This window comes from Novosphingobium sp. NFX11, assembly GCF_057376415.1.
In genome coordinates, this window is record NZ_CP080385.1 from 1,214,390 (window position 1) to 1,239,929 (window position 25,540).

At 65.1% G+C, this 25,540-nt stretch carries 19 protein-coding genes and 2 pseudogenes; 6 read left to right on the forward strand and 15 right to left on the reverse strand.

Annotation, left to right across the window (positions count from 1 at the left end; all coding sequences use genetic code 11):
* The gene (cpaB, locus tag KZO24_RS23360; protein ID WP_486487298.1) at positions 1-2,160 is read right to left on the reverse strand and encodes a Flp pilus assembly protein CpaB; all 2,160 of its coding nucleotides are present in this window, start codon (positions 2,158-2,160) and stop codon (positions 1-3) included.
* 797 nt (positions 2,161-2,957) lie between these two features.
* Between cpaB and KZO24_RS23365 the strand changes: the two genes are divergently transcribed.
* Complete coding sequence (locus tag KZO24_RS23365; RefSeq protein WP_271184379.1) at positions 2,958-3,935, forward strand: sensor histidine kinase; 978 nt, start codon at positions 2,958-2,960, stop codon at positions 3,933-3,935.
* Between the two features lie 7 nt (positions 3,936-3,942).
* Here KZO24_RS23365 and KZO24_RS23370 read toward each other — a convergent pair whose 3' ends face one another.
* The 3 genes from KZO24_RS23370 to KZO24_RS23380 form a co-directional block, all read right to left on the reverse strand.
* Positions 3,943-4,806: a sensor histidine kinase gene (locus KZO24_RS23370; protein WP_271184378.1), complete on the reverse strand. Its 864-nt coding sequence runs from the start codon at positions 4,804-4,806 to the stop codon at positions 3,943-3,945.
* The gene (locus KZO24_RS23375) at positions 4,803-5,219 is read right to left on the reverse strand and encodes a response regulator (RefSeq protein WP_271184377.1); all 417 of its coding nucleotides are present in this window, start codon (positions 5,217-5,219) and stop codon (positions 4,803-4,805) included. Before KZO24_RS23375 ends, KZO24_RS23370 begins: the two co-directional genes overlap by 4 nt.
* A 506-nt stretch (positions 5,220-5,725) precedes the next feature.
* The gene (locus KZO24_RS23380) at positions 5,726-7,147 is read right to left on the reverse strand and encodes a hypothetical protein (RefSeq protein WP_486487299.1); all 1,422 of its coding nucleotides are present in this window, start codon (positions 7,145-7,147) and stop codon (positions 5,726-5,728) included.
* Positions 7,148-7,182: 35 nt separating this feature from the next.
* Here KZO24_RS23380 and KZO24_RS23385 point away from each other — a divergent pair, with 35 nt between their 5' ends.
* Positions 7,183-8,208 (forward strand): hypothetical protein, encoded by a 1,026-nt coding sequence (locus KZO24_RS23385; RefSeq protein ID WP_486487300.1) that lies wholly within the window; start codon positions 7,183-7,185, stop codon positions 8,206-8,208.
* Between the two features lie 334 nt (positions 8,209-8,542).
* Here KZO24_RS23385 and KZO24_RS23390 read toward each other — a convergent pair whose 3' ends face one another.
* From KZO24_RS23390 to KZO24_RS23415, 6 genes are all read right to left on the reverse strand, one after another.
* The gene (locus tag KZO24_RS23390; RefSeq protein WP_486487301.1) at positions 8,543-9,538 is read right to left on the reverse strand and encodes a ParB/RepB/Spo0J family partition protein; all 996 of its coding nucleotides are present in this window, start codon (positions 9,536-9,538) and stop codon (positions 8,543-8,545) included.
* Positions 9,539-9,689: 151 nt separating this feature from the next.
* On the reverse strand, positions 9,690-10,619 hold the full coding sequence (locus tag KZO24_RS23395; RefSeq protein WP_486487302.1) for an autotransporter outer membrane beta-barrel domain-containing protein: 930 nt from the start codon (positions 10,617-10,619) through the stop codon (positions 9,690-9,692).
* Between the two features lie 598 nt (positions 10,620-11,217).
* Positions 11,218-11,778 (reverse strand): 2OG-Fe(II) oxygenase, encoded by a 561-nt coding sequence (locus KZO24_RS23400; RefSeq protein WP_271184372.1) that lies wholly within the window; start codon positions 11,776-11,778, stop codon positions 11,218-11,220.
* A gap of 54 nt (positions 11,779-11,832) precedes the next feature.
* Positions 11,833-12,972, reverse strand: a complete 1,140-nt coding sequence (locus tag KZO24_RS23405) for a ShlB/FhaC/HecB family hemolysin secretion/activation protein (RefSeq protein ID WP_486487303.1) — start codon at positions 12,970-12,972, stop codon at positions 11,833-11,835.
* Between the two features lie 8 nt (positions 12,973-12,980).
* The gene (locus KZO24_RS23410) at positions 12,981-13,295 is read right to left on the reverse strand and encodes a POTRA domain-containing protein (RefSeq protein ID WP_486487304.1); all 315 of its coding nucleotides are present in this window, start codon (positions 13,293-13,295) and stop codon (positions 12,981-12,983) included.
* A 2-nt stretch (positions 13,296-13,297) separates the two neighbouring features.
* Positions 13,298-13,537, reverse strand: a complete 240-nt coding sequence (locus KZO24_RS23415) for a hypothetical protein (RefSeq protein WP_486487305.1) — start codon at positions 13,535-13,537, stop codon at positions 13,298-13,300.
* Between the two features lie 467 nt (positions 13,538-14,004).
* Here KZO24_RS23415 and KZO24_RS23420 point away from each other — a divergent pair, with 467 nt between their 5' ends.
* The 3 genes from KZO24_RS23420 (at position 14,005) to KZO24_RS23430 (ending at position 16,889) form a co-directional block, all read left to right on the forward strand.
* Entirely contained in the window at positions 14,005-16,299 is a 2,295-nt protein-coding gene (locus tag KZO24_RS23420; protein WP_370424648.1) for a putative bifunctional diguanylate cyclase/phosphodiesterase, read from the forward strand.
* Positions 16,300-16,475: 176 nt separating this feature from the next.
* Positions 16,476-16,721, forward strand: a complete 246-nt coding sequence (locus KZO24_RS23425) for a hypothetical protein (protein WP_486487306.1) — start codon at positions 16,476-16,478, stop codon at positions 16,719-16,721.
* A 12-nt stretch (positions 16,722-16,733) separates the two neighbouring features.
* Positions 16,734-16,889, forward strand: coding sequence for an energy transducer TonB family protein (locus KZO24_RS23430; RefSeq protein ID WP_486487307.1), 156 nt, complete (start codon positions 16,734-16,736; stop codon positions 16,887-16,889).
* Positions 16,890-16,914: 25 nt separating this feature from the next.
* Here the strand turns inward: KZO24_RS23430 and KZO24_RS23435 are convergent, their stop codons facing one another.
* The gene (locus KZO24_RS23435; RefSeq protein WP_271184368.1) at positions 16,915-17,175 is read right to left on the reverse strand and encodes a hypothetical protein; all 261 of its coding nucleotides are present in this window, start codon (positions 17,173-17,175) and stop codon (positions 16,915-16,917) included.
* Between the two features lie 202 nt (positions 17,176-17,377).
* Between KZO24_RS23435 and KZO24_RS23440 the strand changes: the two genes are divergently transcribed.
* Positions 17,378-19,300: a potassium transporter Kup gene (locus tag KZO24_RS23440; protein ID WP_370424651.1), complete on the forward strand. Its 1,923-nt coding sequence runs from the start codon at positions 17,378-17,380 to the stop codon at positions 19,298-19,300.
* Positions 19,301-19,315: 15 nt separating this feature from the next.
* Here the strand turns inward: KZO24_RS23440 and KZO24_RS23445 are convergent, their stop codons facing one another.
* The 4 genes and pseudogenes from KZO24_RS23445 to kdpB form a co-directional block, all read right to left on the reverse strand.
* Entirely contained in the window at positions 19,316-20,011 is a 696-nt protein-coding gene (locus KZO24_RS23445) for a response regulator (protein ID WP_036527905.1), read from the reverse strand.
* A pseudogene (locus tag KZO24_RS23450) lies at positions 20,008-22,699 on the reverse strand (DUF4118 domain-containing protein). Before KZO24_RS23450 ends, KZO24_RS23445 begins: the two are co-directional and overlap by 4 nt.
* Positions 22,696-23,297, reverse strand: a pseudogene (gene kdpC / locus KZO24_RS23455) (potassium-transporting ATPase subunit KdpC). The pseudogenes KZO24_RS23450 and kdpC overlap by 4 nt, the downstream one beginning before the upstream one ends.
* A gap of 204 nt (positions 23,298-23,501) precedes the next feature.
* Complete coding sequence (gene kdpB, locus KZO24_RS23460; protein ID WP_271184365.1) at positions 23,502-25,538, reverse strand: potassium-transporting ATPase subunit KdpB; 2,037 nt, start codon at positions 25,536-25,538, stop codon at positions 23,502-23,504.
* Positions 25,539-25,540: the final 2 nt, after the last annotated feature.

The window sequence follows — 25,540 nt, forward strand, 5'->3', positions numbered from 1 at the left end:
TCAGCGCCTCACCACGCCAAAAGTCCGGATGCCTTGTTCGACACCGTCGTTGCCGACGATCATCTGCCCTATGCTGGGATCCACGGGATTATTGGCGGTCGCCAGCATCGGCTTCACCGCCTCCGGCTCTACCAGCCGGGGCGTGGCGACGATGATCAGTTCCTGACGCTCCTTCTGGTTCTGCTGCCGCTTGAAGAAGGCGCCCAGCACCGGCAGGTCACCGAGGAACGGCACCTTATCCTTGGTCACGGAACTGTTCGAATAGTTGAGCCCGGCGATCACGAAGCTCTGGCCGCTGCCCAGTTCCACCGTCGTCTCGGTCGAACGGCGGCGGATGCCTGGCACCGTATAGCCCTGCAGCTGGACGCCGTTGTTGTAATCAAGCTCGCTGACTTCGGGCGCCAGCTTCAAGACGATGCTATTCTCGCTCAGGACATAGGGCGTCACCGATAGGCGCACGCCGAATTCCTTGTACTGGATGGAGATTGTGTTGCCGTTGCCGCCGGTCGATTGCGGTACAGGCACGGGAAACTCGCCGCCCGCCAGGAAGCTCGCCTTCTCGCCCGAGCGCACCAGCAGCGTCGGCTGCGCCAGAAGCTGCGAAAGCCCGTTCGAGGACAATGCGGAAAGCACCGCGCCGATGCCGCGGTTGCGGCTGCTCAGAAACAAGTTGAACGCGCTCTGGATCGGCGCCGAGGCATCGATGCTGAGACCGGGCGTTGCATTACCGCTCGCCCCCGAGCCGTTGAACGAATAGCCGTTGAGGCTGCTCGACGGGATCAGCGCGCCCTGAATGTCGCCCGAGAGCTTGGCGAAGCTGAAGCCAAGCGCCTTGAGCGTCGAGGAGGATACCGCCGCGAACTGGACGTCGACGGCGACCACCTTCTCGCCTGCACGCAGCGGTCCGTTGGCGCTCGCATACGTGGGGGCCGGCGGATCGACGTGGAACTGCGTCTCCCCGATCATCGAGCCATCCGCCGCGTAGACGCTGAGCGCCGCGTCGCCTGCCCCCTGCCCGCTGACCCGCAACGACTGCGAGGTCGGCGCAGAGACGGCAATCACGTTGTCGCGGTTGACCTCGATGCGAGCGATCGAGCGGGTGAAGCGCAGGGTCTGCGCCTCGTCGATCTGAAGCGTACGTTGATCCTGCGCGCTTGCGATAGCCGGCGCCATCGCGGCGACGCAGGCCAGCAGGCCGCTTGCATACTGCGCCCTCATTGTGCGCCACTCCCCGAATAGATCGTTTCGCGATTGCTGCCGACCACCAGCTCGATCGCATGGGGGCGGGAGCGCGGCGTGGCTGTACCGTCCTGGCAGGAGGCGCTGCCGCCGCGCGAGGGGAGGCGCGGCGGCAAACGCCGGCGTCGGCCTTGCCGCCGCCGAAGGAGCCTCGAGAATGGATGCGACCTGCGCCGTCGCGACTTCCTGCTTGTCCTCGGGATTGCGCAGCGAGAGGTAGAGCGCGCCGGTGCTCTTCGCGAGCGAGAGTTCGGACACCTGCTGCGGATCGAGAGCCAGCGTTAGGTTGCGCGCGGGAGGCGGAGGCGCGGATACCGCGCCCGTCACCCCGTCCTTGACCGGAGCACCGACGACGACTTCGCCCACCGCCAGCACCGGCACCATCTGCAACAGCGTGGTAGACCGGCTGCGGCCGTTGCCACGCGCGCCTGCAATCGCATCCTCGCCGGGATAGACCACCTGGACATCGACCCGGTCGCCCGGACGGACGAGGCCGGCCACTGCGATCTCCGCGGTCGTGTCGATGCTGATCGCGCGCATGCCGACCGGCACGCGGATCGCCAGCTTGCCTTCCTGCTGCAGCGCCTCGCGCGGGATCGGAGTATTGGCCCGGATGTCGCGGGTAGCAACCCGGCCGACGACTTCGGCGGGGGTAGCCGCGCCGGGAACACGGGAGGGGTCGAGAGAGGCATTGCGGATCATGTCCGCCGTGATCGTCTCTCCGATCTTCACGTCGCGCGTGGCAACAGCGAGGATGGCACCTTCAGCCTGCGTCGATCCCGCTGCCAGCCCCCGCACCGGCCCCGACGCGCCGCGCGGGGTGGCCGAACGCCCCAGTTCCCTGACACCCAGGAAACCGAACGTTGCGGCCGCAACGAGCCCGACAGTGATCGTCAGCTTCGCTTTTGAACCCAGGCGCATGCAATTCCCTTTGCCATTGCGCTTACGCAAACGGAGTGCTGCCCCTGCACCCCGCGAAAATTGTGAACCGTTCCTTGCCGGGACAGGTTCACTTCCATTTGTGAATGGTAACCTGTGCCGAATTCAGTCCATCATGGAGAAGGAGCCGATGCGAGGGGATCGGCATGCCCGGATTTCCGCAGTTGGTCGCTCCCTGCAGGCCTGCGCACAAGTGCGCGGTGCAACATCCCTGTAATTCGGGAGATCGCCCGCAATGGATGAACAGGAAGTAACCCTCACTTCGGTTCTTTTCGTGACTTGCGCCGATAGTCGAGGCAATAGGAACACATGTTCAAGACCGTCCTGACCGACCATGCTCCGACACATCGTCGTCAAGGACATTGCGGGACTCTGCAAACGAATTCCTCAACAGAGGCTTGGACTTGCTTGCATGAGGGGGCAGGAACCGAAACGCCGATCGCGCTTCCCGACCCTCACTATGACGATGAGGCACACATTGTGAACAACGCAGCATCAAAGAGGGGCACCCAGTGATCCCCGTTCAGGAAGCGATCGGCGACAACGCGAAGGCACACGCGGACGAACGAGATACCAAACGGTCCCGCAAGGCCCGCAGATGGAGCGACGGGACCCGTCTCTACGCCGCGACAACGGCGCTGGCAGCGCTGACCCTTGGGCTCGTCGCACCCCATTCGCCCGGCGCCGGGGTGATCTCAGCCGCGTCTTCAGGCGCGTTATACGTCTTGCACAGGCCGCGCCTGTCGCTCGTGACAGCAGTGTTATTGGCGATCGGAGCCTTGCCGGCTGGCGAAGCCGCGGGATCGCCGATATTCTGGGCAGACCTCGTGCTGGTGTCCTGCGCGGCGCTGCTGCCCCGGCGACTGACGACGACATTGCTGCGCGTTCCCCGCTGGTCGTGGCCTGCTGCCATGACGGTGGGAGCCTTGTGTCTGTTTGCCTACTTCTTCGCAGGGCCGATTCTTGGCCCTACGCTGGGTATTCTTTCCGCATTATGCGCGGCGTTCATCGGCGCAGGAATTGCCCGTCATCTTGCAATGGTCGATGCAAGGCTCCTTGCATGGGGCGAAGGCGGCATGGCCGAAGTCACCCGCGATCTCCTTCTCGGCCGCATCGCCAGCGGGATGCTGCACGACCTTGCCCAACCGCTGAACGTCATATCGATGGCAAACGCCAACATGGACTACATCGTCAGCCATCTCGACATCGATGAGGTCAACCGCCAGCAGATCCACGAGCGCGTGGCCCGTATCGCCACCCATACCGAAGGCGCCGCCCACATCCTCAGCCTGTTCCGCTGGTTCGGCCGAGACGGTCGCGAAGGCGACGGCGCGCTGACCGTCCAAAACGCACTGGAATGCGCGATCGCGACCACTCGATCCAACGTGCGACACCACGGAGTTGCAGTCCACTTGCGCGGGACGGGCCTCGATTACCTCGTACCCGGACAGTACGGTGCGCTGCAGATGATGGCGGTAGCGGCTCTGCTCAGCGCTTTTTCCAGCTTCTTCGGCAAGGACGGAAGCAAGCACAAAGGCGAAGTCCTGCTCAACGCGAGCATCACGCCCGCCCACGTCGTGATTACCGTCGATTGCATGGACGAGAACGCGAACCCCATGCCCGCGCGCACGATCGACGGCGCCACACTCTGGCTGGTCGAACAGGTCGCGCAGGAAGCATCGAGCGAATTTCGCTGCGTGCTACATAACCGTAAACCGCTGCGCTTCGTAATCCGCCTCGGCCGCGACGACATCTGATCGGGTATCAGCCTACCACCAATAGCGGCAGTTCGATCTTCACGCACGCGCCTTCGACATCGCCCGGCGACAGTTCGACGACGCCGCCGATCTTGCCCAGCACCTGGCGGCAGATGTGCAGGCCCAGGCCCGTTCCATTACGTGGTTTGGTAGTGAAGAACTGCTGGAAGGCGGCCCTTGCCTGCTCTCGCGACAGTCCGGCCCCGTTGTCGGAAATTATGCAACGCAGTGCCTCTCCCTCGATCGAGAGACGGATCGCAATGCGTCCCACACCCCGCCAGCCCGCCTCCCGGCGCGCTTCGATGCTCTCCGCCGCGTTGCGCAGAATGTTGACGAGCACCTGTTCCGCCTCGATCTGGCACAAGCCGACGTTCGCGGGAACCGGCGTCCGGCATTGCTCGACCCTGATGTTGGCCTTCTCGAACAGTGGTCTCAGGAACCGCACCGCATCGCGGGCAGCCACACCGAAGTCTGCGCTGACCACGCCCCTGCTGTTGCCGGAGGCATAATCCAGCGTATGATCGATGATCGTCTGCGCCCTCTGCACCTGCTCGGCGATCCGTTCGATCGCCTTGGCGAGTTGTGGCTGCATACCATCGTTGCGCTCGAGCAGTAGACGCAGGTTTTCGTTGGCGATCGCGATGGAAAATAGTGGCTGGCGCAGTTCATGCGCCAGTTCCGAACTTTGCTCACCAAGATCGGCAAGACGCGCCTTGGCGGCGATCGTCTCGAACAATTGCTCGACACCGGCCGGGTCGATCCCGCAACCGGCCCGATGCGCAGTGCCGTCCGTGTCACGGCAAAGCTGGCTTGTCGGCGTGCATCGGCCCCAGTTCTCGACATCGCGCTGGGTGATCTCGTTCGGTTTCATTCGAAGCCTTCCGCGTTTTCATGCACTTCATTGCCGGCGTCGAGCATAGCGGTGAGCGTACTGATGAGCAGTTGCGGCTGCACCGGCTTGGTGAGCACCAGATGATGTGGCAACGCCAGGTCGGGGTCCGGACGAAGCTGATCGCCGGTTATGAAAAGATAGCGAAATTCACGCTCGCTCAACTCGGCATGCGCACGAATACGCGATACGATCGACAATCCGGACTCGCCCCCTAACCGCACGTCGCAAGCCAACACACGGATCGACGCGTGACGTTCGAGCATCACCATCGCCTGATCGAGATCCTCGACGCCGACGGCGCATATGTCATGCAGCGCCATGAACGTCAGCAGTTCCTCGACGATCGCGCTCACGTCGTCGATCAGCAATACCAAAGCTTGATCGTTTCCCATCAGCTTCTCTCACCTGAAGCCCGAACATCATCGGCCCGGGTCTAATTACATTCACTTAGGTGGCATTACGTTTCCAAATCAATAACGAGCCATAAACATTGTTAGAAATCGAAAAGTTATCACCAGACCCATGATAGCGGCGCTTCCGCTACCTGCTTAAGCACAACTGCGATATGAAGTCGCTCGCAGTGCATGGCCAAAGCGACGCGCCGGCGAGCGCGCTGCAATCGATGGAAAAGTGCCGTGTTCGAGGCATTCGATGGCGCCTTCGACCATCGCTGCTGCGGCGAATGCATGTTCGTCTTCAAGCATCCGTTGCGCGGTATGCAGCAATTCGCGTGCTGACTGTTGCCCATTAGTTCTCATCACAAGGTCCTTCTCTTTTATTCGGCAGTTAGAGGGGACGACCCACGGCAAGGGCCGTCCCCTCCCCCACCTCGTTATCCGAGGTCGGGCTGCGGCGTGTCCAACCAGGGGAGGGCAACAAGGCGGTGGACACGCCGGCCTCAGTTCAGTTGCCCGTGCCGCCCCCAGCAGCCCCCGACCAGTCCAGTGACCGGAGCGAGGACGGTGCCAGTGCCTGTACCGGACCCGGTGGCGCCCACTAAGCTGCCCACGACCCCGGTTACGGGAGCGAGCAGGCCTGCTGCGCCCGAGCCGCCGGTGCCAGTGCCTCCGAGCAAACCGCCGACCACTCCGGTTACCGGAGCAAGGACATCGCCCGTGCCGCCGCCGCCAGTCACGCCGCCGAGAAGACCCCCGACCACGCCAGTCACCGGAGCAAGGACATCGCCCGTGCCGCCGCCGCCAGTCACGCCGCCGAGAAGACCCCCGACCACGCCAGTCACCGGAGCAAGGACATCGCCCGTGCCGCCGCCGCCAGTCACGCCGCCGAGAAGACCCCCGACCACGCCAGTCACCGGAGCAAGGACATCGCCCGTGCCGCCGCCGCCAGTCACGCCGCCGAGAAGACCCCCGACCACGCCAGTCACCGGAGCAAGGACATCGCCCGTGCCGCCGCCGCCAGTCACGCCGCCGAGAAGACCCCCGACCACGCCGGTCACCGGAGCAAGGACGGTCCCGCCCGTCTCGCCGGAGCCAACGCCGCCGATGACTTGGCCCAGCGTCCCGTTCAGCGTGTCAAGCACCGGAGAGGCAACGGCATCCACCACGCTCGTAACCGGAGCCACTACCGGGGCCAGCCCGTTCGTGACCTGCGTTACGCCGGCCCCTACCTGCGCACCGAGCAGCGAACCGGCAAGGTTGCCCACCGGAGCAAGACCTTGCGCCACGCCTGCCGCCGTCGTCGGGATGGTGACGTCAAGGATGCTGCCATCCGCCAGCACGTCGGCCGTCACGAGTTGCCCGGATACGAGCCCCGGGTTTTCAGACAATACGTTGACACCTGCCAGAGTGCCGCTCGTACTTGGCCCGGTCAGGACATTGTTGCCAAGGTCCAGGCCGACCAGCGGTCCGGTGTAAGTCGGTGCCGTGCCGGAGCCGCCACCCGGCAGAGTGCCGGTAATGCCATCAACCAACCCTCCGAGTTGCCCGGTGAGAGGGCCAAGCAGGCCGTTCTGTCCCACGACCGGAGCCAGTACCGCATCGACCGTACCAAGTATCGGCGTCGTCACCTGGCTAACGGTCGAAGTCACCACCGCCACCGTCGGGGACAGCCCGTTGGTGACTTGCGTCACCGTCGAGCCCACCTGCTGACCGAGCAGCGCGCCAGCCAACGAGCCCACAGGGGCCAGAGCCTCTTGCGTTTGCTGAGTAGTGGTCGGCAACGCAACGTTGACGATATGGCCGTCACCGGTGAGCACATCGACGGCGATGGTACCGCCATTGCCGGTGGCGACGTCAGGAGCCACGTTCACGTCGATCAGCGTGCCCGAACCACTCGGCCCGAGGATGGGCGTGCCACCCACTCCGACACCAGCCACGGGACCGGTGTAGCTGCCGGATGGACCGGTCGGACCGCCAGGGCCAGTCGGACCGCCAGGGCCAGTCGGACCGCCGGGGCCGGTCGGGCCGCCAGGACCAGTCGGGCCGCCAGGGCCGGTCGGGCCGCCAGGGCCGGTCGGGCCGCCAGGGCCGGTCGGGCCGCCAGGGCCGGTCGGGCCGCCAGGACCAGTCGGGCCGCCAGGACCAGTCGGGCCGCCAGGACCAGTCGGGCCGCCAGGACCAGTCGGGCCGCCAGGACCAGTCGGGCCGCCAGGACCAGTCGGGCCGCCAGGACCAGTCGGGCCGCCAGGACCAGTCGGGCCGCCAGGACCAGTCGGGCCGCCAGGACCAGTCGGGCCGCCAGGACCAGTCGGGCCGCCAGGACCAGTCGGGCCGCCAGGACCAGTCGGGCCGCCAGGACCAGTCGGGCCGCCAGGACCAGTCGGGCCGCCAGGACCAGTCGGGCCGCCAGGACCAGTCGGGCCGCCAGGACCAGTCGGGCCGCCAGGACCAGTCGGGCCGCCAGGACCAGTCGGGCCGCCAGGACCAGTCGGGCCGCCAGGACCAGTCGGGCCGCCAGGACCAGTCGGGCCGCCAGGACCAGTCGGGCCGCCAGGACCAGTCGGGCCGCCAGGACCAGTCGGGCCGCCAGGACCAGTCGGGCCGCCAGGACCAGTCGGGCCGCCAGGACCAGTCGGGCCGCCAGGACCAGTCGGGCCGCCAGGACCAGTCGGGCCGCCAGGACCAGTCGGGCCGCCAGGACCAGTCGGGCCGCCAGGACCAGTCGGGCCGCCAGGACCAGTCGGGCCGCCAGGACCAGTCGGGCCGCCAGGACCAGTCGGGCCGCCAGGACCAGTCGGGCCGCCAGGACCAGTCGGGCCGGACGGATCACTTGGACCGGTTGGGCCGCTCGGGCCTGACGGCGTGCCACCGCCGCCAGCACCGACACGGAACCCGACGCCATCGGCGCAGGCTCCCAGCAGAAGAAGGGGAATGGCGCTCGCACACAGCAATATGTGCCTTGTCGATTTGCGCTGCTTACTAAGCGGCATCTTGTTGTCCTCCATAAAATGCCCAGTCCGCAAAGGCTAAAGGACTGTCGTGGAAGACATCGCGCTCAGAAGAAGCCGCCCCGGCTAGAGGCTCAAACGGGCACCTCCAGCTTATCCGGCTCGTTTTCGCAAACAGCTGTGCATGCCTGGGAAAACGGCTCGCGAGAAAAGCACCGGACGGTGCATCGCCCTCGAAATCTGGCAAGAACCCGGAAAAAGCAAAGGCTCGCGAGCAAAATCCGCTTTGCGCGCGAGCCGGGAGATGGAGCCGAAATGACGGTTATTTATATCCGCATCCACGCTCGGCGGATACGAGAGCGCCGCAACTCAGTCTGCTGCGGCTTCGATCTCGCGGGCGACTCGAGAGCGGCTGTCCAGAACGGCTTCTCGGACGATCGCCAACACCTGATCGAGATCGGTATCGGGCGTCAGGGTCAGTTCGACCGCAAGGCCGTCCTTGACCGACCTTACCCGCCCGACCCGCGCATCGCCCACCAGCAGTACGGTTTCGCTCCCCTGCGACGTGGAGCCTTCTCCCGCTGCATGCTTCAGACGAGACAGGACCGTCGCGGCCGAGATCATCTTCTCGCCCGCCGCCGCGAAGCGTTGCTGTTCATGCCCGATGGCCCGCGCGGCGACCAGCACGCGCTCGCGCTGCTCGCCACGACGCAGCAACGGGGTCAACACTTCGGAATGGCGCACACGCAGTTCTTCGCGCGTGGCGAAGGCATCGACGACCTCGTCCGGCATCTGCGCGAGCGACAGCAGGCGGCTGAGCTGGCTGTTGGAAAGGTTCAGAGCCTCGGCCATGCGCGACTGGACACCGCCGTAGAAGCGATCGACCGCACTCTGGTAACTGCGCGCGCGATCCAGCTCCGTGATATCCTGCCGCTCACGGTTCTCGATGTCCGCAAGGCGGAAGGCTTCCTCGTCGCTCAGGTCGACGATCATCGCATTGAGGCGGATCTCGGGGCGGCCATTGTGATTCAGCCAGTCCACACAGAACCGGCGCCGGCTGCCGACCAGCAGTTCGTAGGGACAATCCGCCCCCGGAGCGTTGTGACGGACGAGTACCGGAATGCGGTTCCCGTCTTCCTGCGCAATCGATTCTATGAGTGAACGGCAGCTTTCGGCCGAAAGTCCAGGCACGTCGCGTGGATTGCCATCCCATACCGAACAGTCGGATGGACGGATGGAAATCGCCGTACGCCCCCTTGATCCTCCCTGCGCGACGCCGGCCAGCCGCTGATCGAGGCGTGAAAGTTCCTCGCTTTCGAAGCGCAAAGCCTCTGCCGGTTCCGGTTCATAGGATAGCGTCGTCAATATATCCCGAACAAAGCTCCCCACCGTGCGTCCCCTTCCTTGCTATGATCCACTGGATCGAGCCCAGGCCGAACATAGCGAAAGGAATGGCTCCGCCGCCCGGCGAACTAGGTTCGGATCGGCTCTATTTCCTCGCGAAAAGACTGCGATTTCAGAAGCGGTGATTGGCCGTTATCGCGAAACCATGGATGCGGCGGTCGTTGGCGAACTCGCCGGAATAGGACAGTCGAAGCGCCGTCCGCTCGCCGTACACCGCACTGATCCCGGCTCCTACGACTGCGCCATCACGATCGTAGCGGGTGGACGGTAGCGTGAAGATCGGCGTGCCGCCCTGCAGGAAGATCGCCTCGATCCGGCTTTCCGGCCGCGACCGCAGTTCCCGCTGCCACTGCGCCTCGACGCTGGGGCGCAAGGTCCATGCCCCCTTCCGGAGCGATGCGGAAGCCCGCATCCCCAGACTGCTGCGCACCGATTCCGTCTTGAACTTGGCAACGGCAAGTGAAGCCGGCCCACCACTTTCGACGAAGCCGCCGAGATCAGCATAGCGATAGTGAAGCCCGGCGAAAGGTTGCGCCCGAAGGACGCCGAGCTTGAAGATGCCTCCGGCCTCTACCGTGGCCGCGGCGTTGTCGCCGTTTGGCCCGGACTGCAGCCGGTCGCTGAAGCCAGTGAAACTGACTTGGCGTCTCAACTGATACCAGCTGCGGGTATAGCCCGCCGTGGCATCCACATAATAACGTCCATTGGTATAGCTGGCGTAAGGCGTGACGTTGGCATTGAACAGCGTGCTGCGAGGTTGCTGGCTGCGATCCAGGTTCGCATCGATGCCATCAATCCCGATCGACGTGCCCAGGATCAATCCCGGCACCGGCGAAATGTCGAAACCCGCCCGGATCGAGCGGCTGTCGAAATTGGCGCGCGGCCGATCCGGCCTTGCGTGATAGTCGCCTTGTTTGAGGCCGTAGCTGACCATCACATTGATCGTGCGGTCACCACTTACCGGCACTCCTGGCGAAGCATCGAGTGCAAACTCGCGACGCTGCGCCAGGTAGCCGCGGATTTCCCGGTCGGTTGCGTCCATGGACTGGATCGAGAGCCGAGGCATAAGCCGATAAGGCGCCGCACCGAGTTGCCCGAGCGCTTCGGCCCGAGCACTCGCATCGGGGAGCGCATCAATCGCATCAAGGATGCCTGCATACCCCGCCGCTGCCGACGGTGCGAGGGCATCGAGGGCTGCACCGACCGCCGCCTGACCCGGTGTAGTGCCGTCAGCCTCATAACTCTGCGCGAAAGCAGGTGCGGAATGCACGCCGAGTGCAACGGCGCATACCGCAAGACCAATCGCAAGGCGCATCGTCGAGCCGGATTTTGAATGCTGCAAGTTTGTTTCCTCCGCCGTTATCGCAAAGCTCCGAGTGCCTTGCGCTTTCCGTCTGGTGTCAGGCTTTATGATGTTACGTCCGTGAGGCATCTGGCCAGTCGAACTGCCCTCGCTGCGAAGGCTTCCTACGAGAGCGCCGCCTCGATGGCTTTTCAGGTAAGCAGCCCCGTGTTGCGTGCCGTCCGGAGTGCCTGCACCTCTTCCCGGCCTGCAGGATCCATGCGAGAAGACCTTTTGCGAGGCATTGCGCGGCGAAGCAGAGGAAAGGGCCGATTCGGACCCAGTCTCGCCCGCGACGTCAGCGCCAGTTCGGGCCTTCAACCCAGGTTACGAGGCTTCGGCGCAAGCCGTCGGTCACCGGCAGTACCCGGTGCTGCAGGAAGGAGGGAAAGATCAAGACACTGCCCCTTCCGGCGAAGGTCTCACCTGGGCTCTGGATGCCGAAGAACTCAAATTCGCCGCCCTTGTAGTCGTCCGGTGCCGACAATTGCACCACGACTGAAAGCTTGCGCGCATATGGGCGTGTTGATTCCAGCCACACGTCCTGATGCCAATCGTAGTGTCCGTTGTTAGTGGCACGATATTCGGTGAACTGGATTTCGTACGGCGCATCGATATCGACGCCGAAGTTGGTGCGGTTCGATGAACGGACGAGGTTCATGAGCCGCACGACGATGTCGCGCTCCTGAATCGCGTCCAGCCAGCGGATCGTCGAACTACGGTAGCTTTGATCGCTGCGAAGGGTATCGGAGAATCCGATCGTAGCATTGGCCTCAGGATACTTTCGTGCGCGTGCGAGTATCTTGTCGCACTCAGCCGGCGACAGCGCGCCGGACCAGGCCTCCCAAACATTCTGCATGAATAGCCCCTATTCTGGCCTTGCGCCTTTTTGCGTATACGCAAAAGCGGGAAATCAGAGTGTCCGGGACACGCTGAAGAAGAACCGCGCCTTGCTGCTCATCCCATCGAATGGTTTCTTGACGGGGACAGCAACCTGACCTGTCGCGGTCCAGCCCTTCAGGGGCGTCACGCGAATGCCTCCACCCGCCGACGCGAGCGAGTAGTCACGGCCCGGCAGATTGTAGACAGGACGCGCAAGCGAACGCGCAAGTGCGGCATCGGTATACGCAAAAAATGTTAGCGCTCTCGCGCTCGACTTGCTGCCAAGCGCTCGCCAGGATAGTTCTGCGGATCCGGAAACCGCCCTGTCAGCGGTGAGAAATCCGTCGCGGTAGGCAAGGCCCGCTCCTTCTCCGCCAAGTACGACACGTTCGGTCGTCGGCAATCGATCGGGACTATATTGACCTCGCAAACTGATCTTGGCGGCAAACCTGGGATCGAGTTCCTTCACGAAAGTCGCCTGAAGGTTAGCCTTGCGGAACGCCACCCGGGAATATCCCGAGATCGCCCGGGCCCCCAAGCCGCCAAGGCCGTGGCTTAGAGAGAGCGAGACGCCGTAGCCGCTCGTCTTCCCGATCGCGGACCAACTCGCACCCAGACGCGCGGCGCGCGTACGGAACCCGCCGAATGCGGTATCGAGGTAATAATTGTCGCTGTTCGTGCCATCAAGCGAGGCTGTCAGCGTCAGGTTGCGCTTATAGCTGCGAACCAGCGGATGACTGACGACGATGCCGAGTTGCTTGGCCTCGCCCAAAATGTCGAGATCGCGCGTCCGGGTCCGCACGTAAGCGCCTGTAAGGCCCACTGTGGTACCGCTCGATCCAATGGGAGTCTGGTGGCTCGCCGAGTAGAATTGATAGCGGTGCGGCTGAAGGGGAACGTAACCCGACAGGCGCGTGCTGTCGCCCTCACGGAGCAGACCGTTGAATGCCACTGCAGCCTGCGCCTGCGCTCCGGTGGTGACGTTGAAGACGCCGCGATTGTTGAGGTTGACGGTGATCTCGACCTGCTTGCGACGCACATCGAGATCGAGCGCGAGTTCGCCTGGCTTCGCCGTGCCGCGCAGCTTCGCCTCTACCGTCTGGCCGGGAATGTCACGCAGCAAAGACAGCGTTCGCTCGATCGTCGACTTGTGCGTCGGCGTGTCCCGCATGAGGCGCTTTATATGGGCGTCGATGAGCCGCTTGGGTGTACTGCTGGTTTCCCCGCCAGAGCATATTGTACGATCCGCCCCTCAAGCACCTGAACCGTCAGCACGCCGTCCGCCGCCGATTGCGCGGGAATGCTCACGGCATAGAACGCAATGTCACTGCTCGCGTAAGCTGCGCTGACCGCGTTCGCGAGCTTCTGCAATGCGTCCCGGTCTAACGGCCCACCGACGAAGGGACCCGTTGCGGCGTCGAGTTTCCTGCGATCGAGAGTAGCGCCAAGGTAGCGGACCTCCTTGAGCGCCACGGTGCTGGCTGCGGTGTCCACGCTTACAGGCGCGGAGGAAGTTCCGCCGGCGGCGCGGCGCGCGGGATCGCGGGGTCCTGTCGATCGAGTCGGTCCCTGTCGATGGTCGGCGACTGATTGAGCGCCTTGGAGCCCTGTGCCAGCGAAGGCTGAGCCGCAATCGTGAGGGCCGCACCTACGACGAGCAGGGCGCGACGGATTGCTCCGGAGGTCCGGAACCTGCGCATCGCGCCGTCGCGCGCGTTCTCGGGAATTGCCCTCATGATCTTCGATTGCCTGATTTTGCCCGCATAGCGAGCGAGTTGCCCGGCATCAGGTTACGAAGCCATCGCCGCCGTTCATCTCAAATCGAAGCCGTTTCGAGGGTATCGGGCACGCAAGGCGCCTTGTCAGCGTGTCGTCTGGCGACGGAGTACCGTCCGGGTCACCCAGAAAAGCGGCCTGCCCCATGGAAAACCGCTGCGATGGTTACGCAAACACCGCTGGCGGACGCAACCCAGGGCCTTGCTATGGCATCTTCAAGGTAGCGTCGGATCGGTTGCGATCCCGGGCGCTAATTGCCGCTACGTCGGGTTACGGAGACCAATAAACCGCAAATTTTACCATCAGAACTTCGCGGATCGATACGTAGGGCGTGCATGCTTTTCATCGCACTGACAAGCATTTACTTACCGCTAACCTTTACAACCTTATCGCCGTGGCTGGAACAGAGAGGCCTGACGCGAGCAAGATGCTGTCCAAGGATACAACCCTGACAAGCGCGGCAACCTCCGCGAGCACCTTTACCGATGGTCGAGCCTGGCTTGCGATCGCGGCGGCCTGGACCGGTTTCGCAACGAGCTTCCGGAAGGCGATTATGCATGCGCTGGCCGCGGCGGCCTTGGCGCTTATGCTGTCAGGAAAGGTCTCTTCGACAGCGATCATGGCATGGCTGACCCTGGCGGCGCTCGCGCCGCTGCTCGACAGCCGGCTAAACCGTACACGGCACCGGCCTTCGCCCGGCTGGCTATCATCACATGCCGGGACGATACTCTCTGCAGTGCCGTGGGCCTTGCCCTTGTGGGCTTTCGGATCGCAGGCAGGCATGGAAACGGCGACGCAGTTGTGGGCGGTGCTCGCTCTGTTGATGGCAGCATCGGTTTCGCGTGCAACCGCAACGCCGGGAGCAGCTCTCATCTTCTGCGGCATCGTGGGCAATTCCAGTGCGGCCTGGTTCCTGCTCGCATCCGATCCGGCCATGGCCACGATCGCACTGCTGTTCGTCGCGATCACATCCGCAGCCATCGTGGAACGAAAACGCGCCTCTGCTGCTTCGAAAGTCGGCGGAAAAGCCGACGGACAACCGGTCCGCAGTGCCGATGCCGCGGCATCGGCGCAATGCGAGTTCGGACAAGACGGTGCACACTGGCATTGGCAAACCGATGTGTCCCTGCGCCTCCTTGGCGTTTCGCCGCGCTTTGCGCTCGCAGCGGGACGCGATCCCTCCGATCTGGAAGGCATCTCATTTCGCAGGCTGATCGCGGGAGCGTGTGTCGGGGACACTCCTCCGGCTTGCGCCGAACTCGCCGAGCGCATGAAACGTCGCGAAAACATCTGCGACCTTGCCATCAAGGTCAGTACCGGCGGACGAACCCAGTGGTGGAAATTGTCAGCTCAACCGCATTACTGCGAGGATAGGTTCGTAGGCTATCGCGGAACCGGATGCGATGTAACCGAAGGCCGGGAAAATCTCGAAACAATGAACCGCATGGCCCGGTATGACTCTCTGACGGGACTACCGAACCGGGCGATGGTCACCGAAGCGCTGGCATCTGCACTTGATCGCACCGCGCAGCGGCAGCGCAATGCCTGCGCATTCCTTATGATCGATCTCGATAGGTTCAAGGCGGTGAACGACACGCTCGGCCACGATGTCGGCGATACTCTGCTGGTGCGCGTTGCCGAAAGGCTGAGGGAGCAGATCGCCGACAGCGACCTGTGCGGCCGTTTCAGTGGCGATGCCTTCGCGGTAGTCGTTCCTGATGCATCCAACCTCGACCGGGTCAGACTTTTGATCCGGCGGATCACGGATCGGCTGATCCAACCCTACGAGATCGGGCATCATACGGTATTCGTGGGCGCTTCCGTAGGCTGGGCCGTGGGGCCGCACGACGGTGCAAACGCCGAGATGATGATGCGCAATGCCGACCTTGCACTTTACCGCGCCAAGGAGGCCCGCGGCAATTCGCACTGCCGCTACGAGCGCAGCTTCCACGCGCACGCCGAAGAACGTCGCAAGCTGGAGATAGCCTTGCGGGGCGCCATGAAGCACAACGAACTGCACCTCGTGTTCCAGCCCGTGGTCGATGCGCAGTCGGAAGCGATAACCAGTTTCGAGGCACTGCTGCGCTGGCGAAACGCAGAGTATGGCACAGTCAGCCCGGAAAAGTTCATCCCTCTCGCGGAAGAGACACGCCTCATCATTCCCATCGGGGAATGGGTATTACGCGAAGCCTGCAAGGCGGCGGCCGGTTGGCCGGGGGACGTACGCATCGCAGTAAACGTGTCTGGCGAGCAGTTGCTGGACCCGAACTTCGTCACGAACATCGTCAGTGCCCTTGCGGCAAGCGGCCTAGCTCCCGAACGTCTCGAGATCGAGGTTACCGAAAGCATCTTCCTGAGCGACGCGACGCGGGCCTGTACCGCTTTAGAGCACGTCATGGCGCTGGGATGTACGGTGGCGCTGGACGATTTCGGCACCGGCTATTCGTCACTGGGCTACTTGCGCAACATACGCTTCTCCACGATCAAGCTCGATCGATCGTTCGTTCAGGGCGCCGCTGGCGGAAACAGGGAATGCCTTGCGATCCTGCGCGCAGTGGTGACCCTGGCGGACAGTCTGGGCATCAGCACCACCGCGGAAGGGGTCGAAACCCGCCGGGATGTCGACCTCGTAAGGGCTCTCGGTTGCAGCAAGATCCAGGGGTACTATTTCGGGAAGCCGCAGGATGCGCCTGCGGCACGGTCGATGTTCGAGATGTCCTGATACGCCCGACTGCTTCGACTCTTTGTGAGATTGGTTCGCAACAACTGCTCTCCTAGTCCGCGCGGCATGGATCACCCACCCGCGAACAGAATGGAACCCAGGACGCGGGATGCTCTGAGCCTTTTGCTGGAAGAATCGTCCCGCTCTCATCCGCTATGCCGTGACGATCGTGGGCGATGTCGGTCTGGCCTAAGACATCGTCCAGAACGCCTGACGTCGAGAGACAAGAGGCCAGGCCACAGCCGGAGCGGGAAATTCCGCGCCAGCCGATGGTCGTGCTCGCCGCCGGACCGGCCAACGAGCCCCTCGCCTCCGAGCTGGCGGAAATCGTCGATCCCGGCTCGACTGGGAGGCATCGGTCCTCGCTCACCTGGAGCGCTTCCGCCGCTATCCGCGCCCGTGCCCACGCGGCCCGGCAATAGGGCGCGGTGCAAGTGCGCTTCACGATGAACCGCGCAAGGTTCGTCCTGTCCTGCGCGATCGTGCGCAAGTCCGGCTCATTCATGCTCGATCAGGCGGCGCTCGACACGCTGCGGCGCGCGCAGCCCTGCCCGCCATTCCTGCGGGACGTCTGGATACCGTGGAACTGACCGTGCCGATCGAGTTCGATCTCCGCTAGGCCGTAGCCGACCAGCGCCCGGGGACCATCACCTGCTTCCACAAGGCCGGCCCCGCGAACAGCAGGGCATCGCCCACGACCATGAGCACGACGACGATCGCGCACAGGCCAAGATCGGCAAGGCTGGCCGGTGCGGGCGGATGGGCATGCACCCGCGTGTACAGCACGCGCACCGTCAGCGCCGCGAGCGTCAGGACAGCGAAGCCGCAGACGCGCAAGCCCATCTGCGCCGCCAGAGTTTCATGCCAACGGATCATATGTCACCTCCCTTGAGGAGGCGCTTCAACTACGCACCTTCGCATAGCAATTCGAGAGGGGAACCTGTGGCTTGGCATTGAGATTGCATAAGATCGCGGCGGAATTTGCGCCGGGAAAACGCAAATCATATGCCGATCATATGCGTTCGGCACCTTGCCGATATGGAGATCAAATGCGGTTCCATGGCATGGGCATCGGGCAATGCAACCAAGGGGTCATGACTTGAGCAGCGATCAGACCGGTGCGATTTCGGGCCACGGCAGCGGACCTCACGGGCGGCTGCCGACGCTCGCGCTCGGTGCGCTGGGCGTGGTGTTCGGGGATATCGGCACGTCCCCGCTCTATGCGCTCAAGGAGAGCTTCGTCGGGCACCATCCGCTGGCCGTGGACCACGCGCACATCTTCGGCGTGCTCTCGCTGATCTTCTGGACGATGACGCTGATCGTGACGTTCAAGTACGTCTTCATCGTCATGCGCGCCGACAACGAGGGCGAAGGCGGCTCGATGGCCCTCCTCGCGCTGATCGGGCGGAGCCTGGGCGAAACGCGCTGGACGCCGGTGATCGCGATGCTGGGCGTGATCGCGACCGCGCTGTTCTATGGCGATGCGATCATCACCCCCGCCATCTCCGTGTTGTCGGCGGTCGAGGGGCTTACCGTCGTGGAGACGTCGCTGGGCGAACTGGTGCTGCCGATCGCGATCGTCATCCTCCTCGGCCTGTTCCTGATTCAGAAGCACGGCACCGAGCGGGTCGGCGCATTCTTCGGGCCGGTCATGGCGGTGTACTTCGTTGTTCTCGCGGTGCTGGGCGTGACCAACATCATCGTCCATCCTCAGATCATCGGCATCGTCAACCCGTACTGGGCCTGGCACTTCTTCGCGCTCGATCCCAGGCTGGCGTTCCTCGCGCTGGGGTCGGTGGTGCTGGCGGTGACCGGCGCGGAGGCGCTCTATGCCGACATGGGGCATTTCGGCCGCAAGGCCATCAGCATCGCCTGGCTCTACGCCGCGCTGCCCTGCCTCATGCTCAACTACATGGGACAGGGCGCTCTGCTGCTCGACCATCCCGAGGCGGCGAGCAATCCCTTCTTCCTGCTCGCCCCGGAATGGGCACGACTGCCGCTAGTGATCCTCGCGACGCTGGCCACCGTCATCGCCAGCCAGGCGGTGATTTCGGGCGCGTTCTCGATCACCCGCCAGGCGGTGCAGCTCGGCTTCCTGCCGAGGCTGCGCATCCTCCACACCAGCGCTTCGGCGGAGGGGCAGGTCTACGTACCGATCGTCAACTGGGCGCTGCTGGTCTTCGTCGTCCTGCTGGTGCTCTCGTTCCGCTCATCGGGCAGTCTGGCGGCGGCTTACGGCATCGCGGTGACGGGGACGATGGTGATCACCGCCTGCATGCTGGGCGTCCTGACCTTCAGCGTCTGGCGCTGGCCGCCGGTGGTGGCGGGGACTGTCACCGGACTGTTCCTGATCATCGACGGCGCCTACTTCCTGTCGAACGCGACGAAGATCCCCGACGGCGGCTGGTTCCCGCTGCTGGTCGCCGCGATCGTCTTCGTAATGCTCACCACGTGGTCCACGGGCCGCAAGGTCATGCGCCGCTATCTTGCAGAAGGGGCCATCGACCTCGACCTGTTCATCAAGTCCACGGCGGGATCGGTACGCCGCGTCGCGGGTACGGCCGTCTTCCTCTCCTCCACCAGCGAAGGTGTGCCGCCCGCGCTGCTTCACAACGTCAAGCACAACAAGGTGTTGCACGAGCGCATCGTCATCCTCACGGTGACGACCGAAGCGGTGCCGTCGATGCCGGAGGAAGGCCGCATCACCATCGCCGATCACGGCGCGAACTTCTACCGCATGCGCCTGCGCCACGGCTTCCTCGAGGACGTGGACATTCCCGCCTCGCTCAAGGCCGTCACCACCTGCGGCGCGCCGTTCGGGTCGATGGACACCAGCTACTTCCTCAGCCGCCAGACCCTGATCGCCTCCGAGAAGCCCGGCATGGCGCTCTGGCGCGAGAAGCTCTTCGCGTGGATGATCCGCAATGCGGCGACGCCGATGGAGTTCTTCAACCTGCCGACGAACCGTGTCGTCGAACTCGGCTCGCAAGTGGAGATCTGAGAGCCCGCGCGCCCGTCACTCCGGCGACACGTGCAGGCGATAGCCCACGCCGATCTCGTTGCCGATGATTTGCGGGCGCTGCGGATCGTCCTCCAGCTTCTGCCGCAGGCTGCGCACCAGCACGCGCAGGTATTCGACGTGCCGCTCGTTCTCGGACGGCCAGACCTGCATCATGATCTGGTGGTGCGTGATGACTCGCCCCGGATGCTGCGCCAGTTGCGCGACCACGGCATATTCCTTGGGCGTGAGGTGCACTTCCCTGCCCGCCTTGGTGATGCGCCGCTCCATCAGGTCGATCGACACGTCACCCGCAGTCACGGCCGACACGCCGCCGCCCCGCGCCATCCGGTGCCGCAGCGCCACGCGCAGGCGCGCCAGCAGTTCGTCAGTGTCGAACGGCTTGGTCAGGTAATCGTCCGCCCCCAGATCCAGCGCCGCCACCTTTTCGTCCGTGGCATCGCGCGCCGAGACGATGATCAGCGTCGCATCGGTCTCCTTCTTGATCAGCGGCACCAGTTCCAGCCCGTCACGATCGGGCAGGCCAAGGTCCAGCAGCACGAGATCTGGGCGCTCCTCGCGCAGGCGCTCCATCGTCTCGCGCGCGTTGCCTGCCTCGACCGTCGCATAGTCGGCCCTTCCGAGCGCCGTCTGGATCAGGCGCCGGATATGCGGCTCGTCATCGACGATGAGCACCTTGTGGCGGGTCTTCATGGCATGTCCTCATTGTCGAGGTGCCGGATGATCAGCGCCTCGGGAATACGGATGGTGAAGCAGGCGCCGAAGGGGTCCTCGGCGTTGGCGGCCTCGACCGAAAGGCCCATGGCCTCGGCGAAACCCTTGACGATGGCGAGGCCGAGCCCGGTGCCATGGCGCACCCGGTCGGAGCCTTCGAGCCGGGTGAACGTCTCGAACACGCGCTTTTCCTGACCCGGCGGAATGCCCGGCCCCCGATCGATCACCGACAACCGCAAGGCGCCCGGCGAACGACGGCAGCGCACCAGGATCGGCGTCCCGGGTTCGCCATAGCGCCCGGCATTGTCGAGCAGGTTGATCAGGCAATGGTGCAGCAGCACCGGATCAAGCCGCACCAATGGTATGTCCGGCGCAATGTCGAGGTCGATCTGCCTCCCTTGCAGCGCACCCCGGGTATCGTGGACGGCACTGGCAACCGCGTCGAACAGGTCGGTCGCTTCGGGCTTCATCGGCAGCGCGCCCGCCTCGACGCGGGCCATGTCGAGCAGGTTGGCGACGAAGCGGTTGAGGCGCTGCGCCTCGGCATCGATGGTCTCGACGAGGTCGGGCGACGGGTGCGTCCTGAACTCCTGCGCCGCCGTCAGGATCGTGGTGAGCGGCGTGCGCAAGTCATGGCTGACCGACGAGAGCAACGCCGCGCGTAGCCGGTCGCGCTCGCCCACGGCTTGCGCCTTGAGGTTCTCCTCCTCCAGCGCCATGCGGTCGAAGGCGATCGACGCCTGATCGAGCAGGCTCATCAGCAGCGGCACTTCGTCCGAGCGCACCGGGTCGCCGGCATCCTCGCGCGCGATGCCGAGAACGGCCATCACGCCCCGGCCCGATGCGGCGGACGCACGCAGCGGGTGAAATAGCCAGTCGGAGGCGGTCAGCGTCGCCGAGCCGCGCCCGGCGGGCTGCTCATTATCGATCGCCCATTGTGCGGCGGCCAGTTCGATCTGATCCATCCGGTCCTCGGGCGGATAGGCGGCGGCGAGGTCCGGGCCTGCCAGCGAGGGCAGCAGCAGCACCGCGCGCACGTCGAGCAGACGGGCGACTTCGGCGCAGATCGCCTGCATCAGCTCGTCCTGCGTGGCTGCCGCCGTCAACTGGCGCGAGAAGCTGGCAAGCGCGGCGTTCTGGCGTGCGCTGGCGCCCGCGAGGTCGGCCTGCGCGCGGACCCGCGCGGCGAACTGGCTGGTGACCACCGCCACGCCCAGCAGCACCAGGATCGAGATCACGTTCTCGGGATTGGCGACGGTCAGCGTGCCGGTCGGCGGCAGGAAGAAGAAGTTGTAGGCGAGGCTGGAGGCCAGCCCCGCGAACAGCCCCGCCCGCAGCGAGAGCGAGGCCGCCGCGAACATCACCGGGATCAGGTAGAGCAGCGCGATGTTGCCAAGGTCGATCACCTCGACCAGCAGACGGCCGAGCACGGTCATTGCCGCGACCATCAGCAGCGCCCCCAGGTAATGCCCCGGATGGCCCCATTGCCCCCATCGTTGACCTCGCCTTCTTTCGGGCTTGCGGCCACTGTCAACCGGCTCGCCCGAAGGCAGGACGTGCACGGCGACGTCGCCGATCGTGCGCACCAGCCGGTCCACCACCGAGCCGTGCCGCGCCTCGAACCACCATGAGCGGTGCGACTTGCCGATGACGATCTGCGTCGCGCGCGCATCCTTTGCGAAGCCGCCCAGCCCCTCGACGACGCCCGCCGCCGGGATGCTGGCGGTGGAGGCGCCGAGGCGCGAGGCCAGTGCGAGGGTATCGGCCAGCTGTCGGCGCTCGCCATCGGAGAAGTGCTGGTCGCGCCGGGTCTCGATGTGCACGGCGGTCCAAGGCGCGCGCAAGGCGTCGGCCATGCGCTTGCCCGCCCGCACCAGTCCGGCGGCATGAGGGTGCTCGCTGACGGCGACGACGATGCGTTCGCCCACCGCGAAGCTGCCCGCCAGCGCATGGGCGCGCACGTGCTCCAGCATCTGCGCGTCCACCGCCTGCGCCGCACGGCGCAGCGCCAGTTCGCGCAGCGCGGTGAGGTTGGACTTGGAGAAGAAGTGCCCCAGCGCGCGCGTCGCCTCGTGCGGCACGTAGACCTTGCCGTCCCTGAGCCGCTCGATCAGTTCGTCGGGCGGAATGTCGACGACTTCGATCTCGGCCTGTTCGAGTATCGAGATCGGGCACCGTCTCGCGCACGCGGACGCGGGTGAACGAGGCGACCACATCGTTCAGGCTCTCGACGTGCTGGATGTTGAGCGTGGAACAGACGTCGATCCCGGCGTCGAGCAATTCCTCGACGTCCTGATAGCGCTTGGGATGGCGGCTGCCGGGTGCGTTGGTGTGCGCGAGTTCATCGACCAGCACCAAGGCCGGCGCTCGGGCGAGGATGGCGTCGATGTCCATCTCGCCCAGCGTGTGACCGACGTGGTCCACCGTGCGGCGGGCGACGATCTCGTGGCCCTCGACCAGCGCCCCGGTCTCTCGCCGCCCGTGCGTTTCCACGACACCGACGACCACGTCCACCCCCGCCGCGCGGCGCTGGTGGCCTTCGGTCAACATCTCCCAGGTCTTGCCGACGCCGGGCGCGGCGCCGAGAAAGATCTTGAGACGGCCGCGACCCTCCCGCGCGGCGGCGCGCAGGAGGGCTTCGGGCGATGGGCGTTCAGGCTCGTTCACCGGACCGGCTTAGCGCGCAATGCATCCAGTCGTCGATTGAGTTCGAACACGTTGACGCGGCGTTCGCCGATGAAGCCGAGCACTGGCTCCTCGATGCTGCCCGCGACGAGGCGGCGCAGCGCGTCGGGTTCGAACCCGCGCGCGCGGGCCACGCGGTCCACCTGATACAAGGCCGCCTCGGGGCTGATATCGGGGTCGAGCCCCGAGGCGGAGGTGGTCACCAGGTCGGACGGAACGGGACGCCCTGGTGTCGCAGCCTGCATGCGTTGGAGATCGGCCTGCACCCGGTCGTGCAGCGCCTGTGAGGCGGGGCCGAGGTTGGACCCGGAGGAGGCAAGGCCGTCGTAGCCCCCTGATCGGAAGCGCCCGCCGCCGAAGGCCGGGTGTTGAAGTAGCGCTCCGAAGTGAAGGCCTGCCCGACCACGGTGGAGCCGATCACCCTGCCGCTTTCGGTGACGAGGCTGCCATTCGCCTGACGCGGGAACAGCGCTTGCCCGATCCCGGTCATCGCCAGCGGATAGGCAAGGCCGAGCAGAATGGCGAATAGCCCGGTCATCACGAGCGCGGGGCGCAGCGAGCTTGAAATATCGTTGGTCATTTGTCTGTCTCCTGTGAGCCTGCGCTTCGCCTCGGGGGCTTCGACAAGCTCAGCCTGAGCGGTGTTGAGAGGTTTACCCTTTTTCCCCGTCATTCCCGCGAAGGCGGGGACCCATCTGATGGCCGTGCGATCGGCTACTTCAGGAGATGGGTTCCCGCCTTCGCGGGAATGACGGGAAAGAGAAGGTTCAGTTCGCCGTCATCCTCACGCCAGTCCCAGCCCGCCGACCGCGAGATCGATGAGCTTGATGCCGACGAACGGCGCGATCAGCCCGCCAAGGCCGTAGACCGCGAGGTTGCGCGCCAGCAGCGGTCCCGCGCCCATCGGCTTGTACGTGACGCCGCGCAGCGCCAGCGGCACGAGGCAGGGGATGATGAGCGCGTTGAAGATGATCGCCGAAAGGATCGCGCTCTGCGGGCTCGACAGGCCCATCACGTTGAGCACGCCGAGGCCGGGGTAGAGCGCCACGAACATTGCCGGGATGATCGCGAAGTACTTGGCCACGTCGTTCGCCACCGAGAACGTCGTCAGCGCGCCGCGCGTCATCAGCAGTTGCTTGCCGAGGCCGACGACCTCGATCAGCTTGGTCGGGTCGCTGTCGAGGTCGACCATGTTGCCCGCCTCGCGCGCGGCCTGGGTGCCGGTGTTCATGGCGACGCCGACGTCCGCCTGCGCCAGCGCGGGGGCGTCGTTGGTGCCGTCGCCGCACATGGCGACGAGGCGGCCGCCCTGCTGTTCCTTGCGGATCAGCGCCAGCTTGTCCTCCGGCGTGGCTTCGGCGAGGAAGTCGTCCACCCCCGATTCCGCCGCGATCGAGGCGGCCGTCAGCGGGTTGTCGCCGGTTATCATGACGGTGCGGATGCCCATCGCGCGCAATTCGCCGAAGCGCTCGCGGATGCCCGCCTTGACGATATCCTTGAGGAAGATCGCGCCCAGCAGCCTGCCATCGACCGCAACCGCCAGCGGCGTGCCGCCCGCGCGGCCGATCTCGTCGGCGATGCGGCGCAGTTCGGTGGCGGCGGCAGTCGCGCCCGCGCCGGGATTGGCGGCAAGGATCGCCTGAACCGCGCCCTTCTGGATGATCCTCCCGCCGGTGTTCACGCCGGAGATGCGGGTCTGCGCGGTGAAGGGGATGACCTCGGCGCCCTCGGGAAGCACCGTCGCGGTCTGGCCGAACTTCTCGCGCGCCAGCACGACGATCGAGCGGCCCTCGGGCGTCTCGTCGGCAAGGCTGGCGACCAGCGCGGCTTCGGCAAGTTCGCTCATGCCCACGCCGCCCACCGTGCGGAACTCGCTGGCCTGACGGTCGCCGACGGTGATGGTGCCGGTCTTGTCGAGCAACAGCACGTCGATGTCGCCCGCTGCCTCCACCGCGCGGCCGGACTTCGCCAGCACGTTGAAGCGCACCAGCCGGTCCATGCCCGCGATGCCGATGGCCGAGAGTAGCGCCGCGATCGTCGTCGGGATCAGCGTGATGAGCAGCGCCGCGAGGATCGCCACCGGCACCGCGCCGCCCGCATAGCTGGCAAAGCCGGGGATGGTGGCGACGGCGATCAGGAAGATGATGGTCAGGCCCACCAGCAGCAGGGTCAGGGCGATCTCGTTGGGGGTCTTCTGGCGCTCGGCGCCTTCGACCAGCGCGATCATGCGGTCGAGGAAGCCCTGTCCCGGATTGACGGTGACGCGCACGCGGATCTCGTCTGAGATGACGCGGGTGCCCGCCGTCACCGCTGAGCGGTCACCGCCCGCCTCGCGGATGACGGGCGCGCTCTCGCCGGTGATCGCGGCCTCGTTGACCGAGGCGACACCGGCGACGACTTCGCCGTCCGAGGGGATGAGGTCGCCGGTCTGGACGAGGACGACGTCGTCCTTTTTCAGCAGGCTGGCGGGGACGGAGTCGTAGCGGCTACCGTCACCCTTCAGCCGCTTGGCAGTGAGTTCCGCCTTGGTCGCGCGCAAGCTGGCGGCCTGCGCCTTGCCGCGCCCTTCGGCCAGCGCCTCGGCGAACGTGCCGAACAGGACGGTCAACCAGAGCCACAGCACCAGCTGGATCTTGAACCCGGCGTCGAGGCCGTCGCGGCCGACGATGAGCAGCACCGTCAGCAGCACCGCGACGACGGCGGTGGTGAACATCACCGGGTTGCGGATCAGTTCCTTCGGATTGAGCTTGCGGAAGGCATCGCCGATCGCCGGAACGATCAGGTCTGCGGTGAACAGGGATTTGGTTTGCGATCGGGACATCG